12 protein-coding genes and 1 pseudogene are annotated in these 13920 nt (G+C 74.3%); 8 read left to right on the top strand and 5 right to left on the bottom strand.

From position 1 onward, the window contains the following. Positions 1 to 203: 203 nt before the first annotated feature. Together D0T12_RS26305 and D0T12_RS26300 are read right to left on the bottom strand one after the other, a co-directional pair. Positions 204 to 794 carry a biotin transporter BioY gene (locus D0T12_RS26305; RefSeq protein WP_117402592.1) on the bottom strand — a complete coding sequence of 197 codons (591 nt, stop codon included), beginning with the start codon at positions 792 to 794 and terminating at the stop codon, positions 204 to 206. Positions 795 to 913: 119 nt separating this feature from the next. Continuing rightward, complete coding sequence (locus D0T12_RS26300) at positions 914 to 1663, bottom strand: spermine/spermidine synthase domain-containing protein (protein ID WP_117402590.1); 750 nt, start codon at positions 1661 to 1663, stop codon at positions 914 to 916. Between D0T12_RS26300 and D0T12_RS26295 the strand changes: the two genes are divergently transcribed. From D0T12_RS26295 to D0T12_RS26285, 3 genes are all read left to right on the top strand, one after another. Then, positions 1662 to 1964: a hypothetical protein gene (locus D0T12_RS26295; RefSeq protein WP_117402588.1), complete on the top strand. Its 303-nt coding sequence runs from the start codon at positions 1662 to 1664 to the stop codon at positions 1962 to 1964. The two genes, D0T12_RS26300 and D0T12_RS26295, sit on opposite strands and share 2 nt — an antisense overlap. Before the next feature lie 15 nt (positions 1965 to 1979). Next, a complete protein-coding gene (locus tag D0T12_RS26290) occupies positions 1980 to 2975 on the top strand; it encodes a S1C family serine protease (RefSeq protein ID WP_117402586.1) in 996 nt (331 codons plus the stop codon). A 138-nt stretch (positions 2976 to 3113) separates the two neighbouring features. Beyond that, positions 3114 to 3494 carry a VOC family protein gene (locus D0T12_RS26285; protein WP_117402584.1) on the top strand — a complete coding sequence of 127 codons (381 nt, stop codon included), beginning with the start codon at positions 3114 to 3116 and terminating at the stop codon, positions 3492 to 3494. Positions 3495 to 3846: 352 nt separating this feature from the next. On the opposite strand, the gene D0T12_RS26280 is transcribed toward D0T12_RS26285, so the two are convergent. Further along, entirely contained in the window at positions 3847 to 4947 is a 1101-nt protein-coding gene (locus tag D0T12_RS26280; protein ID WP_407642117.1) for an Rv2578c family radical SAM protein, read from the bottom strand. Between the two features lie 163 nt (positions 4948 to 5110). Between D0T12_RS26280 and D0T12_RS37085 the strand changes: the two genes are divergently transcribed. The 3 genes and pseudogenes from D0T12_RS37085 to D0T12_RS36765 all read left to right on the top strand — a co-directional run. After that, positions 5111 to 6787: a glycoside hydrolase family 10 protein gene (locus tag D0T12_RS37085; protein ID WP_267900425.1), complete on the top strand. Its 1677-nt coding sequence runs from the start codon at positions 5111 to 5113 to the stop codon at positions 6785 to 6787. Between the two features lie 47 nt (positions 6788 to 6834). After that, positions 6835 to 7038 carry a DUF3040 domain-containing protein gene (locus D0T12_RS26270; RefSeq protein ID WP_158581641.1) on the top strand — a complete coding sequence of 68 codons (204 nt, stop codon included), beginning with the start codon at positions 6835 to 6837 and terminating at the stop codon, positions 7036 to 7038. A 545-nt stretch (positions 7039 to 7583) separates the two neighbouring features. Next, a pseudogene (locus D0T12_RS36765) lies at positions 7584 to 7706 on the top strand (Rv2578c family radical SAM protein); the annotation flags it as partial. Between the two features lie 583 nt (positions 7707 to 8289). On the opposite strand, the gene D0T12_RS37080 reads toward D0T12_RS36765, so the two are convergent. Next, positions 8290 to 9444, bottom strand: a complete 1155-nt coding sequence (locus D0T12_RS37080; protein WP_158581640.1) for a helix-turn-helix transcriptional regulator — start codon at positions 9442 to 9444, stop codon at positions 8290 to 8292. Positions 9445 to 9567: 123 nt separating this feature from the next. Next, positions 9568 to 12435 carry a hypothetical protein gene (locus tag D0T12_RS26255; protein WP_117402574.1) on the bottom strand — a complete coding sequence of 956 codons (2868 nt, stop codon included), beginning with the start codon at positions 12433 to 12435 and terminating at the stop codon, positions 9568 to 9570. 233 nt (positions 12436 to 12668) lie between these two features. On the opposite strand from D0T12_RS26255, the gene D0T12_RS37075 reads away from it, so the two are divergent. Then, on the top strand, positions 12669 to 12800 hold the full coding sequence (locus tag D0T12_RS37075) for a hypothetical protein (protein WP_267900424.1): 132 nt from the start codon (positions 12669 to 12671) through the stop codon (positions 12798 to 12800). A 78-nt stretch (positions 12801 to 12878) separates the two neighbouring features. Then, on the top strand, positions 12879 to 13901 hold the full coding sequence (locus D0T12_RS26250) for an EamA family transporter (RefSeq protein WP_117402983.1): 1023 nt from the start codon (positions 12879 to 12881) through the stop codon (positions 13899 to 13901). Positions 13902 to 13920: the final 19 nt, after the last annotated feature.

The raw sequence follows: 13920 nt of genomic DNA, 5'->3' as shown, positions 1-13920 counted from the left end.
GCGACCCACTGTACGACAGATTTGAACCTGTTCAAATGGCGGTGGGCGGCGCGGGCCGTGAGGTGTGCGCCACAGCCGGTGGCGCACCGGCGGCGCCGCGGGCGGGGCCGTGCGGGGGGCCGTACCGGTCGTGGGTGGGATGCCCGTCCGTCCGTGGCTTATGCGCGGACGGACGGGCCCACCGGTGCTCGTCCCGACCCGGGTCAGCGGTCGCGGGCGGCGCCGGTGAGTTTCCACGCGGCGGGAAGCAGTCCCGCGGCCAGCAGCACCTTCAGCGCGTCGCCGACCAGGAACGGGGTGAGGCCGAGGTCGAGGGCTCGGGCGAGGTCCACGTCCAGGGACGCCATCAGGTACGGAACGCCGACCGCGTAGATGATGACGGTTCCGGTGAGCATGGTCGCGGCCGTCCGGACGGGGGTGCGGTCGCCGCCGCGCTGCGCGAGGCGTCCGACGGCGGCGGCGGCGATCACGAACCCGATGACGTAGCCGAGGGTGGGGACGCCGGCGCCGGAGCCGCCTTCGGTGAACCAGGGCATGCCCGCGACGCCGGCGAGCAGGTACAGCAGCATGGCGAGGGCGGCGCGGCCGAAGCCGAGGGCGGCGCCGGTGAGCAGCACCGCGAAGGTCTGGCCGGTGACCGGCACGGGGGTGCCGGGCATGGGGACCGTGATCTGCGCGGCGATGCCGGTGAGGGTGGCCGCGGCGGCGACGAGCGCGGCGTCGCGGGCGAGGGCACCGGGCAGCAGGTCGCCCAGGACGGCGGGACGCCGTCGGGCTGCGTGGGCAGTGGCCACAGATCCTCCCGAAACGTGGTGTGTCAGGCCGAAACCTAGCGAACGGGTGGACCGGGGCCGATCAGGTGGGTACCGGGAAGCAAGGGGACGGTCGCGCCGGATCGGACATTCGGCGGTGTCTACCCGGCGTCCGGCGCGTCCGGTGCGGGGTGCCGTGCGAGGTAGATGACGTCGGGTTCGCCGCGCGGGACGGGCACCGCCCGGATGTCGACATGCGCGAACCGGCGGCGCAGCAGCGCCTCGAACGCCGGTGCGGCGTTCGCGCTCCACACCGCGAGGGTCCCGCCGGGGGTGAGGCGGCCGGTGAGCAGGTCGAGTCCGGCGGTGCCGTAGAGGCGGGCGTTGCCGGGGGTGACGGTCCAGTCGGGCCCGTTGTCGATGTCCAGGCACAGCGCGTCGTAACGGGCGGTGTCGGGGCGGGTCAGGACGTCGAGGAGGTCGGCGTTCTCGACGGTGACGCGGGGGTCGTCGAGCGCGTCCCGCGACCAGGGCCGCAGGGCCGTGCGATGCCAGGCGATCACCGCGGGTTCGCGTTCGACGACGGTGACGCGGGCGACGTGCGGGTGGGCGAGGGCCGCGGCGAGGGAGAACCCGACGCCGAGCCCGCCGATCAGCACCCGCGCCCCCTCCACGGGCCGCACGTCGGGGCGGGTATCAAGACCGGCGTCGAGGCCCGTGTCGAGGGCGGCGTGGACCAGGAGCCGTTCGGACTCGCCGTTGCGGGTGTCCATGAGGAACACGCCGTTGCTGATGATCTCGTAGTGGTCGCCGGCGCGGCGCAGCACCAGTTCGCCGCCGACACCGGCCGCCCGTTCGACCACGACCGGCCCGTCGATCGTCCCCCGCGGGCCGCGGGATGCGGCTTCCATGCCCGCACCCTACGGCCTACAGGGGCGGGCGCCGAACGTGGAGCGGCTGCGGACCGATCCGCTGCTGTGCGGGCCGTTTCTGCGGGAGGGGTGGCGTGACCCGCGGCGGTTCCGGCGCCGGTGGGAGACCGACGGGTGGATCGGGGACGACACCGCCATGCTGATGGTCGACGGCGCCGACCGGCCCGGGGTGGTGTCGTACCGGCGGATCCCGACGGTCGGGGCGGTACAGCGTCCTGCGGGAGGAGTTCGACGGCGGGAACACCCCCGCCCCCACGGGCGTTACCGTGTAACGGTGTAATCATCGGGAGGTGTGATGGTCTCCGCCCCTGGCCCCGATCCTGTCCCCGACTCCCCCGACTCCTCTGACGGCGCGCCGCTGGACGCCTACTCCCGGGTGGTGTCCGCGGTCGCCCGAGAGTTGACGCCGCGGGTGGCGGCGCTGCGGGTGCGGCACCGGCGCGGTGAGGGCGCCGGGTCCGCGGTGGTGTTCACCGGCGACGGTTTCCTGCTCACCAACGCCCATGTCGTCGGCGCCGCGTCCGGCGGGCAGGTCGCCTTCGCCGACGGCGCGACCGCCCCGTTCACCGTCGTCGGCACCGACCCCCTGTCGGACCTGGCCGTGGTCCGCGCCGACGGGCCCGTCCCCGCCCCGGTCACCCTCGGTGACAGCGACGCGCTCGTGGTCGGGCAACTCGTCGTCGCCGTCGGGAACCCGCTGGGCCTGTCGGGGTCGGTCACCGCCGGGGTGGTGTCGGCGCTGGGCCGGTCGCTGCCGACGTCGCAGCCGACCCGCACCGGCACCGTCGCGCGGGTCATCGAGGACGTCATCCAGACCGACGCGGCCCTCAACCCCGGCAACTCCGGCGGCGCGCTCGCCGACTCCCGGGGCCGGGTCGTCGGCGTCAACACCGCCGTCGCCGGGATCGGCCTCGGCCTGGCGGTGCCGATCAACGCGACGACCCGCCGCATCATCGGCGCGCTGATCCGCGACGGCCGGGTCCGCCGCGCGTTCCTCGGGCTGGTCGCCGCGCCCGTTCCCGTCCCGGCGGCGCTGCGGCCGCGCATCGGGCAGGACGAGGCGCTGCGCGTCGTCGAGGTCGTCCCGCACAGCCCCGCCGACCGGGCCGGGCTGCGCCGCGGCGACCTGGTCCTCACCGCCGGCGGCACACCGGTCTCCACCGCCCAGTCACTGCAACGACTCATGTTCGCCGAGGCGATCGGACGTCCGCTGCCCGTCACCGTGCTCCGCAACGGCGCGATGGTCGACGTCATCGCCGGCCCCGTCGAACTGGACTCCGAACACGCCTGACCCCCACCCGGCCCCGCGCTTATGAGGCGAACACGGCGACGTTTCTTTTCGAACGCCGCTAAACGCATTCACTGACATTCGGCGCAGGGCGCTGCTAACATGCAATGACATCCGAACCGCGCATTCGAAGGAGATCCGATGATCTCAAAGATCGCCCAGGTCGGGGTCTACGTTCGCGATCAGAACGAGGCGCTGCGCTTCTACACCGAGAAACTCGGATTCGAAATCCGGGAACACCGGGAAGGGCCCGGCTTCACCTGGATCGAGGTGGCGCCACCGGGCGCGCAGACCACCATCACCCTGGCCACCAAGGACCTCCCGGTCGGCGACGAGGCGAAGATCGGACGCTACACCGACATCGCGTTCGAAACCGCCGACATCAAGGCCCTGCACGAGACCTACACTGAACGCGGCGTCCGTTTCACGAAAGACCCGGAACTGCAACCCTACGGCAAGTGGTTCGCCGCGTTCGTCGACCAGGACGACAACGAGTTCTTCGTCTTCCAGCCGGTCGACTGACCCGGCCCCCGAACCGGCCCCCGGCGCGTCCCGTGGAACGTGGAAGCGGCAGCGGAACGGCGCCGGTTCCATCAGGGTGGTGGCCGCGACGACCCCGGCAGCCCGAACGCCCGTCGCTGTCCGGTCCGGAGCCGCAGGTACGGCAGGTCTAGGCGGCGGCGACGCTGTTCTCACCGGGGTGATTCGCCTCACGTGGACGGCGAACCGGCCACGGCCTGCCGCGCGGCCGGCCGGTCGAGCCGGTGCGCCCGACCGATCGACCCCGGGAAATCCCGGGCACCTCAACGCCGTCCGAACGCCCTGACTCGGGGCGCCGAGCCCGCCACCCGAGTCCCCGCCCTCGGCATCGAGGTCACGACGCCGCCCACCCGGCACCACCCTCGACACGACCGTCCCCGACGCCACCACCCTCACAGCCCCCGTCGTCGTCCCGTCCGTCCGGCCGCGTGAGCAAGGACAGTTGCCGGGGACGGTCGGGCGGCGGGGGAGAGGGCCGGTGCCCGACGCGGCCGGCGATCCCGTACCGGGCCGCCAGCTCCCGGACCTGCCGGGCGATGTGCTCCTGGTACTCGCGCGGCGCGTACGCGCCCGCCCCGTACAGGCGCGCGTAGGGCACGACCAGGCGTGGATGGTGCTCGCGCAGCCACGCCAGGAACCACTCGCGGGCACCGGGACGCAGATGCAGCGTGATCGCCGACACCGACGTGGCGCCCGCCTCGGCGATCGCCCGGACGGCGGCGTCCAGCTGCGCCGGCGAGTCCGACAAATGCGGGATGACCGGCCCCATCAGGACACCGCAGTCGACGCCCGCCCCGTTCAGCGCCGCGCACACCTCCAGGCGGCGGCGCGGCGGCGGGGTGCCCGGTTCGGCCAGCCGCCACAGGTCCGGGTCCAGCGACCCCACCGACACCGCGGCGCTCACCGCCGTGCGCTCGGCCGCCTCCCGCAGCAACGGCAGGTCACGCAGGACCAGCGACCCCTTGGTCAGGAGGGAGAACGGGTTGGCGGCGTCCCGCAGCGCCGCCAGGATCCCCGGCATCAACCGGTAGCGGCCCTCGGCGCGCTGGTAGCAGTCGACGTTGGTGCCCATCGCGATGTGCTCGCCCCGCCACCGCGGCGACGCCAGCTCCGCCCGGAGCCGCTCGGCCGCGTTCACCTTCACCACGATCCGCGAGTCGAAGTCGGCGCCCGCGTCCAGGTCCAGATACTCGTGCGACCGGCGCGCGAAACAGTACACGCACGCGTGGGAACAGCCCCGGTACGGGTTGATCGTCCAACGGAACGGCATCCGGGACGCCGCCGGAACCCGGTTGACGATCGTCTTCGCGCGGACCTCGTAGAAGGTCATACCGCGAAACCCCGGGGTGTCGAACGTGCGGGCCACCGCCCGCCGCTCGATCAGCGGCGGCTCGGCGCCCGGGTCGCCGTCCAACCGCAGATGATCCCAGCGCACCCCCACCCCTCTCGAACGCATGATCGATGTCGTGTCCGGCCAGTATGGAACGCGTGTTCGAAGATCGCAATTCGCGTATCGGGCTAAACGGGACGGTGAGGGATCACACGGGCATCGGTGTTCCGTACGCGGCATCGCGGCGCGTGAGTAACAATGGGCCGCTATGGCATCGCGAACCAGGATCCGGACGGTCATGGCGGCCCTGCTGGCGGCGGTGGCCGCGGGCGCGGCGGCCGGCTGCGGCATACCCGCGCTCGGCGGCGAGAACGGCCGCGGCTCCGGCGGCCGCGGGCCCGGCCCCGCCGGCGCCGCCACCGAATGCCCGCGCGTCGACCCGCCTGACGACGCCGACGGACGCCAACTGCGCGGCATGTGGATCGCCACCGTCGCCGGCATCGACTGGCCCAAGGACACCGCCGACACCGCCGCCGAACAGAAAAGGCAGTTCACCCGGCTCCTCGACACCGCCACCGACATGAAACTGAACGCGGTGTTCGTCCAGATCCGCCCCAACTCCGATGCCTTCTACCCCTCCCCGTACGAGCCGTGGTCACAGTGGATCACCGGCACGCAGGGCAAGGACCCCGGCTACGACGTCCTCGCCTTCATGATCAAAGAGGCGCGGGCCCGGAACCTGGAATTCCACGCCTGGTTCAATCCCTACCGCATCTCCCGCCAGGACGACCTGAAGAAACTGTCGCCCAAGAGCCCCGCCCGCCAGCACCCCGACTGGGTCCGCAAATACGGCAAAGGCCTGTGGTACGACCCCGGCCTGCCGCAGGTCCGGGACCTGGCCACCCGCGTCGTCATGGACGTCGTCACCAAGTACGACATCGACGCCGTCCACTTCGACGACTACTTCTACCCCTATCCCGAGGGCGGCGCGCAGTTCCCCGACCAGGCCACCTACAAGGCCCACGGCCGCGGCGCCGACAAGGACGACTGGCGCCGCGAGAACGTCAACACCCTCGTCCGGACCCTCTCCGAGAAGATCCACGACGCCAAACCCTGGGTACGGTTCGGCATCAGCCCCTTCGGCGTGTGGCGCAACAAGAGCACCGACCCCGCCGGGTCGGCCACCCGCGCCCTGCAAAGCTACGACGACGTCTACGCCGACACCCGCACCTGGATCAAGAAAGGGTGGATCGACTACGTCACCCCCCAGCTGTACTGGCCGATCGGCGACCCCCGCGCCGACTACGCCGAACTCGTCCGCTGGTGGGCCGACCAGGTCGACGGCACCGGCGTGCAACTGACCATCGGACAGGGCGCCTACCGCGTCGGCGCCGACGCCGCCTGGAAGAACCCCGCCGAACTGTCACGGCACCTCACCCTCAACGCCGAACACCCCGAGGTCCGCGGCGACGTCTTCTTCAGCGCCTCCGACATCGCCGCCAACAAGCGCGGATTCGCCGACCGGCTCCGCGCCGACCACTACGCCCGCCCCGCCATCCCACCCGCCGCCGACCACCCCGGACGCCCCCGCGACGACACCGCGCCCCCACCCGCCGTGCGGAACACCACCGCCACGCCCCTCGACGGCGTCCGCGACAGCGCCGCAGGCGTCCGCGTCACCTGGCGGTCCGCCACCGCCACCGCCACCGACGCCGACGCCGACGCCGACGCCGCGTCCTACGCCGTCTACCGGGTGGACGGCGAACGCCCCGGCTGCGCCCCCGTCGACCCCGCCCACCTCATCGGCCACGTCCGCGGCCCTCGCCTCGACGACCCCACCGCCCGACCCGGCCGCACCTACACCTACTACGTCACCGCCCTGAACAGCCTCCACCACCAGAGCCGACCCGGCCGCGGCGCAACCGTCACCACCCCCCAGGGATAATGATCATGCTCCGGGGGGAGGAATTCAGACACCTGACCCCCGGAGGTATGAGCATGGCGCTGTCGATGGAGGAGCAGCGGATCCTCACACAGATCGAGGTCCGCCTGAGCGAGGACGACCCGCGGCTGGCCCATCGCCTCGCACGACTGGGCACCCCCCGCCGCCGCGCACGCACCATCGTCCTCGCCACGGCCGCCGTCATCATCGTCCTCGCCGCGGTCGGCGCCGCCATCGCGGCGGCCGCACTATGACACCGCCGTAACCGCACCGACCTTCCCGTGCCCGGGCACGCGACCCCACCCCACCGCCCCGCAGACACCCGCACGCACGGAAACACCCGCACGCACGGAAACAGGCAGACACAGAAGCGGGCAGACGCAGAAACGCCGTTGCCCCGGCGAGGAACTCCTCGCCGGGGCAACGGCGTAAGCGCCGGTGTGGTGGTCGCCTCACGGCGAAAGGCACAACGAAGCTCCAGCCCGGACCACAAGGGACCGGCGGTATTCCCCGAAGGCGTCAGGTAGAGCCCGGGGGACACATCCCACACCGACGTAACCACTGTAACGGCTCGACGCGAGTGCCCCGTCCACCGCCACCCCCGAACCACCACCACCCCCAACGACCTCGGGTGCCGTCGTAAGTGATGGGAGTCGAGGGGCGGCGTGGAGGAGGGCGCAGAGGACGGCTTCCCGGCGACATCCGAAGGCGGCCACCCCTCAGGGAAACCCCACGCGACCGCTTCCCCATGGACGTTGGTGGCGTTGGACCCGCCGCAACCTCGACGCCTCAACGCGCCACCACCCTCAACCCGTACCGGCGCGCCGAGGGCCGCTACCGGTTGATGCCGGGGATCCTGGCGGCGCCGCGGGACGCCGCCAACCCGTTCTCCCTCCTCACCAAGGGGTCGCTGGTCCTGCGTGCCGCCACCACCCTCGACCCGCCACAACCGCGGCAGGTCAGGTCCCGGCCGGGTAACGGGGGCCTGATCAGGACTCGAGATTTCGCGGGAGAGGTGTCCGTAGGCCTGACCGGGTCTCGGGGGGCGGGTGGGTCCCGCGGGCGCGTTGAGAATTGTGGCGGGGCGAGGGGACAGTCGCTGCCGCTAACACGGTCCGCGTGGTATCCGGCTCACCGTGGCGGCGAGCCCCGCGAGCACGGGGCGACCAGCTACTGAGACGCTGCCGAATCGTCTCGCGACCTTCCTCGCTCGTGGGTCTTTGAAGGTCGGAGGGATGGACCCATACGTGGTTGACGAGGCCGATAACCAGACGGATGCCGGTCGTTGCGGAACTCGACCCGCGTACCCCGGTCAGGCATGGGGACCCGACCCCGCCGCGAGACCGGCTCAGGCGGCCCGCCGAACGCGCGCCGTCGGCGTCTCCACGGGCGGCCGACCGACGGCACCGGGTCACACCGGCGGGACGGGCGACGACGGCGGACGGCAGCGTCCAAGCGCGACCCGGGAGCGGCGGAGCGCGAGATCCGACCGCTGCGAGAGTCGGTCAGGCCTGCAAAGGGCAGTGGTCCACCAGCCAGACGTCCTCCTCGTCCAGGAACGGGGACGGCGGCGGTTCGTCGGTCAACCGGTCCAGGTGCCATTCGATGTGCGCCAGCGGGCCCCGCCACCCCGCCAGCAGATCCGCCAGCGGACGCGGCGCACCCGGCGGACCGTACGGACGCGGGTCGGGCAACTCCACCTCCCACAGAGCGTCATCGCAGTCGGCCGCCCAATGCGCCACCGACGCCAACACCTCCTCCAGGTCACGCGCCACATCCCCCAGCGACCGCAGCGCCATCACGTCCTGGATCATCCGCTCCCTCGCCTCGTAGGGCATCTCCCGGTCGAACTCGGGCGGGAACCACGGCCGCCGTCCCGGCAGAACCGGCTCCTCACCCGTCGCCGCCGACCGGACCGCCGCCGCCTGCCACCGCGTCCACTCCGCCAGATGCCCCAACACCCCCCGCAGCGCCGCCGCACCCGACCCCGGGACCGACCGGGGGGCCGACCGGGGGCGCGGTCCGGTGGGGGAGACCTCCGCGACCACGTCCCGCAGCCGCGACCGCACGTACTCCACCCGGTCCAATGTCCACGCCCGCGCCCGCGCCGCACCCGCCGGGCCACGCGGCCCCGCCCGGTCCGGCGGACGCGGCATCGGCACCCGCAACGCCGCCACCAACTCGTCCAGGTCACGGACCTCCGCGCCCCGGCCCGCCAGGAACGCCGCGCCGACCCGGTCCACCCGGAACATCCGTGGCCCGTCCCGCATCCGGCACCACCCCACCAGGTACTCCCCGTAGGGCGCCACGACCAGGCCGTGCGCCTCCACGTCCCGGAAGCTGCGCGCCCCCGCCTGATCGGTGTAGGCGAGCCGGACGATGCGGCGGGTCCGCACGGCCTCGGCGAGCGTGTCGCGCACCGGACCCGTCAGCGACTCCGCCTCGGTCAACGGCACCCGCTCCGCCGTCGGCGGCAGCACGTACCCGCGGCCCTTACGCGCCCGCACCGGCAACCCGCCGTGCGTCAGCAACTCCACGTCACGGCGGACGGTCCGCTCACTGACCCCCAACCGCTCCGCCAGAGTCGCCGCCTCCACCGGCTCGGGCGACGCCGCGCGCAACTCCGCGACGAGCGCCAGCAGCCGGTCCACACGATCCACCACCCCATCGTGACCGCGCCCACCGACGTTCCAGCGCGCCGCCGGGGGCCCAAATCCCCTGCGGGCAAGGGGAATCGGACCGCCCGGTGACCCCGACCTCACCGGGCGGGTCACGCCCGAGGGTCAGCGGCCCGACAGTTCGGCGGCCAGCCCCTCGAAGTCGGCGGCCGTCAACGACAGCGCGCTGCCGATCGCCTGCGTCGCCTCCGCGCTGCCCAGATGCCGGGTCGCGGCCCGGTCCAGATAGGCCTCGACCAGCCGGGCGCCGGTGAGCCGGCCCCGCGGACGCAGCAGGCCCACCTCGCGGTTCACCACCGTCCAGGCGTCCGACCCGAGCCGCAGCCGCCGCTCCTCGGCCAGCAACCCCACCAGCGCCGACCGCGCCGCCGCCTCGCTCAGATCCGGCAGCCGCACCGCCCGCAGGTCCGTCACCAGCTCCGGCGACGCCGCCGACAGCTCCCCGACCCGGTCCGGCTCGCACGTGCCCAGCAGCGCGGTGTCGTTGACGCCCTCCAACCGCGTCCGGTACAGCACCGACGCGTACGACGGGCCCTGCGCCTCGTCCAGGATCAGACCGTCCAGACCGTCCAGCAGCAGGACGTGCCCGGCGTGCTCCTCCAGTACGGCGCGCAACCCGTCGGGGCCGTGCTCACGCAGATCCTCGGCATGGACGCTGTGGACCTCGCCGCTGGAGGCCTCCACCTCCGCCAACGCCGCCGCGACCATCCTCGCCAACCGCCGCTGCCCACTCGACGGCGTCCCGATCAGCAGCAACGCGGGCGCCGACGCGCTGGACACCTCCTGCCCGCGCAGCCGCCGCGCCCACTTGCCGCGCCGCCGCACCTCCGTCACCACCCGCTCGATGTCGTCGGCGCCGCACAGGAACCGGATCCCGTACGCCTCGGCGATCTGCGGGCTCTGCTCCCGGACGGGCGCCTCCGGAACCGGCGGCACCGGCTCGGGCACCGGCACCGGCGGCGGAGGCAGATCCGCCTGCGGCACCGGCTCCGCCCCCGAAGGCGACGGGGCGTGCGGCACAGCAGGCGGCACGGGGGGTGGCGCCACAGGTGGCGCGCCGGCGCCGGGCCACGCCGGGCCCGGGTCGAGCTGGGTCCGGAACGCGTCGGTGTCCAACTGCGTGTGCTGCGCCTCGTCGGGCCACACCGGACCGCCCGCCGACCCCTGCCCCGGCCCCGGCGGTGGGCCCGGCAGCGGGCCTGGTGGTGGGCCGGGGGGTGGGCCCGGTGGTGGGGAGGGGTGCGCGGCGGCGTCGGCGGTCGTGGCGTCCGGCCACGCGGGCTCGTCCACCGGCCGGGACGGCTCGGGCACCGGCCCCGCGGGCGCGGCCCGTGTCGGCGGTGCGGGCGGCGGTGGGGCGGGCGCCGGGGGAGCGGGCGGCTCGGGCGCCGACGGCGGCGGCACCGGAGCGGCGGGCGGCGGCCCGACAGGAGGTGCCGCAGGGGGCGCGGCGGGCGGTGGGGCGGGCGCGACCGCGGGCGGTGGGCCCGGCGCCTCCCGCATCGGCTCGGGCACCGGCGCCACCGGCTGGTCGGCGCCGCCGCCGCGCTCGGCGGCCAGATGCTCGCGGGCCGCCTTGATGATGTCCCACGCCGACAGCTCGTCGGTCGACGGCGGGGTGTGCATCGCCGGGGACGTCAGCTCCGCCGCCACCGCCTGCGGCACCGCGAACCCCGTCGACGGCGGCGGGACCTGCGCCAACCGGCACCACGTCAACCCGAGCGTGTAGGTGGTGGCCAGCAGCGCGGCCAGCGCGTCGGCGTCGTCGCCGCGCAACGCCTCGGGCAGCCGCCCGTCCCGGGGCCACAGCGCCCGCAGCGGGTTCGCCGGATCGGCCAGCACCGCCTGCACCGTGCGGGCGCTGTCGGGGTCCAGCCACCGCTGCAACGCCGGCAACGCGCCCGGCGCGGCCTGCAGATCGGCGGCCAGCACCGCCAACCCGGCGCGGCGGACCTCGTCGTGCCCGCGGCCCGGCGCCGACGGGCGCGGACCGGTCAACCCCGCGACGATCTGCTGCAGGTCGTACAGGGCCAGCCGCAGGAACTCCCCGGGCGCGGTGTCACGGACCATCGTGGTGGCGAACTCGGCGGGGCAACGGCGCCGCCACTCCTGCACGATCGCATCCGGCCCGTACCGGACGGTGGCCATGTCCTGGTTGACCATCCGCAGCGACGCCGCCGTCACCGCCGCCAGCGCGTCCGCGCCGGGACGGAACCGCGGGTCGGCCTGCAACCCGGCCGCGACCTCGTACATCACCCGGGCGACATGGGCGGCGCCGCCGCCGTCACCGGCGCCGAGCCGGTGAATGTAGTAGCCCGCCAGGGTCGCGAAGTCGGGCGGCATCATCCAGTGCAGCCGGTCGGCGGACGTGGTCAGGAACGGGATGAACGACTCGATCAGCGGATGCTCGGTCAACGCCACCGGCGACCCGGCGCACCACAGCAGCGCGCCCCACGCCGCGGCGACCGTGGACGGCGTCCCGGGCTGGAACATCGGGTCGCGCTGGGCGAACTGCTGCGGGTCCACCGCCAGGGCCGTGGTGAGGGACTGGGCGATGCGCGCCACCACCGCGGTGTCGGGGACGGGCCCGAGGAACCCCAGCGGCGCGACCCGCCCGGCCGACAGGTCCGGGCCGGTCGGGTACAGCTGCGGCGGGATCGGCGGCGTGCCCGCCCCGCGCGGCGCGGGCACGGCGACACGGCGGTCCTCGAACGAGGCCGGCGGCGGGCACGGATGCCAACTGCCGTCCAGACCGCACCGGTACCAGCGGCCCCACGCCCCGTACAGCCACCATTCCCCGGCGCCCCACAGCATCCGCGCCGCGATCTGGGCGGCGCGGTCGGCGGGCGGGGCGGTCTGCCACCAGGGAGAGGCGACCAGCTCCCGCACGTTGCCCTCGACCGAGGCGAACAGGTCCCCGCTCGGACCGCCGCCGGTTCCGCCGGGCCCCACCCCGGCCGCCTGCCAGCTCATCCGCCGATCCTAGTAGGCCGGACCGAACCGTCCGGAATCATCCCGGCGGCCGACCGGGCCCGCGGGAGGGCCAGGCACCGGGACGGGCCGCGGCCGGGCCGCCGGGGCTCAGGCCGCTGCGCCGCCGGCACCGCTCCCAGACGGCGTCGCAGTCGCCTCCGTCCAGGGCACCGGAGCCCGGCGACGCCGCGGCTGATCGAGTCGACGCCCGCCTGCGCCACCGGCGCGACGGGATGCGGCGGCGGATCACCGCCGCGCTGCTCGACCGTCCCGGCGGCCGCCTCGACGCGTTCACCGCCGATCTCCTCACCGGCTGCGCCGCCGTGACCCCCACCTCCGCATCCGCGAAAATTCGCACGAAGTAAGGAGTGTTGTGGCGGTATGTTCGTTTTTTCGTGTGCGCGTGGGCGGTGAACGCGACGACGACCTGAGCGGGGGTGGCGGTGGACGGGGCGACGCGCGTCCGGGCATGGGGCGTCGGACTGGCGGTGTTCTCCTCGATCTGCTTCGGCACCTCCGGCCCGTTCGGCAAGGCCCTCATCGAGGCCGGGCTCGGGCCACTGCAGGCGGTGTGGCTGCGGATCGCGACGGCGGCGCTGGTGCTCGTGCCGCTCGCCCTGCTCCTCCGGGCACGCTCCAGCACCCGCGACCTGCCCCGACATTCGCCCCGACACCCCGCCCGAAGCCTGCCCCAACGCCTGCGCGCCCACTGGGGACCCCTCGTGCTGTACGGGGCCGCCGGTGTCGCCGGATGCCAGGCCTGCTACTTCGTCGCCGCGTCGCGGCTGCCGGTCGGGGTGGCGATCCTGCTGGAGTTCAGCGGCCCCGTCCTCGTGCTGGCATGGCTGCGGCTGGTCCGCCGCGCCCCCGTGCACCGCACCGCCGCCGTCGGCGTCGCCGTCGCCATGGCCGGGCTGGCCCTGGTCGTGCAGGTGTGGACGGGCCTGACCCTGGACCCGCTCGGTCTGGCCGCCGGGCTCGGCGCCGCCGCCTGCCAGGCCGCCTACTTCCTCACCATCGACCGCCTCACCGGGCACGTCGACCCGCTCGTCATCACCGCGTCCGGCAGCGTCCTGGCCGCCGCCGCGCTCGCCGTACCCGCCGCGCCCTGGGCGCTTCCCTGGGACGTGCTGTCCACGCGGGTCCCCCTCGGCGGGCACACCGCGCCCGGCTGGACGCTGGTCGCCTGCCTCGGGATCGTCAGCACCGTCCTGGCCTACCTCGCGGGCGTCGCCGGACTGCAACGACTGTCCGCGCAGGTCGGCGCCGCCATCTGCTACACCGAGGCCGTCGCCGCCGCGCTCATCGCCTGGGCCGTGCTCGGCGAGCGCCTCACCCCGCCGCAGCTGCTCGGCGGCGCGATCGTGCTGACCGGCGCCTACCTCGCCCAGCGCGCCGCCGCCCACCACCCCGCCGCGTCCGGCGCCGCCGTGCCGCCCGCCGCCCTCGACACCGCCGGAAAATGAGTGTCGGGCCCTCGGTGAA

It is taken from the genome of Actinomadura spongiicola (assembly GCF_003432485.1).
Classification (GTDB): domain Bacteria; phylum Actinomycetota; class Actinomycetes; order Streptosporangiales; family Streptosporangiaceae; genus Spirillospora; species Spirillospora spongiicola.
This window is presented reverse-complemented; position numbering and strand designations above follow the sequence as displayed.

Coding starts and splice junctions, on each gene's coding strand:
- D0T12_RS26255 (WP_117402574.1), bottom strand. CDS start 12,435: ATGAGCTGGCAGGCGGCCGGGGTGGGGCCCGGCGGAACCGGCGGCGGT.
- D0T12_RS26270 (WP_158581641.1), top strand. CDS start 6,835: ATGAGCATGGCGCTGTCGATGGAGGAGCAGCGGATCCTCACACAGATC.
- D0T12_RS26285 (WP_117402584.1), top strand. CDS start 3,114: ATGATCTCAAAGATCGCCCAGGTCGGGGTCTACGTTCGCGATCAGAAC.
- D0T12_RS26290 (WP_117402586.1), top strand. CDS start 1,980: ATGGTCTCCGCCCCTGGCCCCGATCCTGTCCCCGACTCCCCCGACTCC.
- D0T12_RS37085 (WP_267900425.1), top strand. CDS start 5,111: ATGGCATCGCGAACCAGGATCCGGACGGTCATGGCGGCCCTGCTGGCG.
- D0T12_RS26300 (WP_117402590.1), bottom strand. CDS start 1,663: ATGGAAGCCGCATCCCGCGGCCCGCGGGGGACGATCGACGGGCCGGTC.
- D0T12_RS26295 (WP_117402588.1), top strand. CDS start 1,662: ATGCCCGCACCCTACGGCCTACAGGGGCGGGCGCCGAACGTGGAGCGG.
- D0T12_RS37075 (WP_267900424.1), top strand. CDS start 12,669: ATGCGGCGGCGGATCACCGCCGCGCTGCTCGACCGTCCCGGCGGCCGC.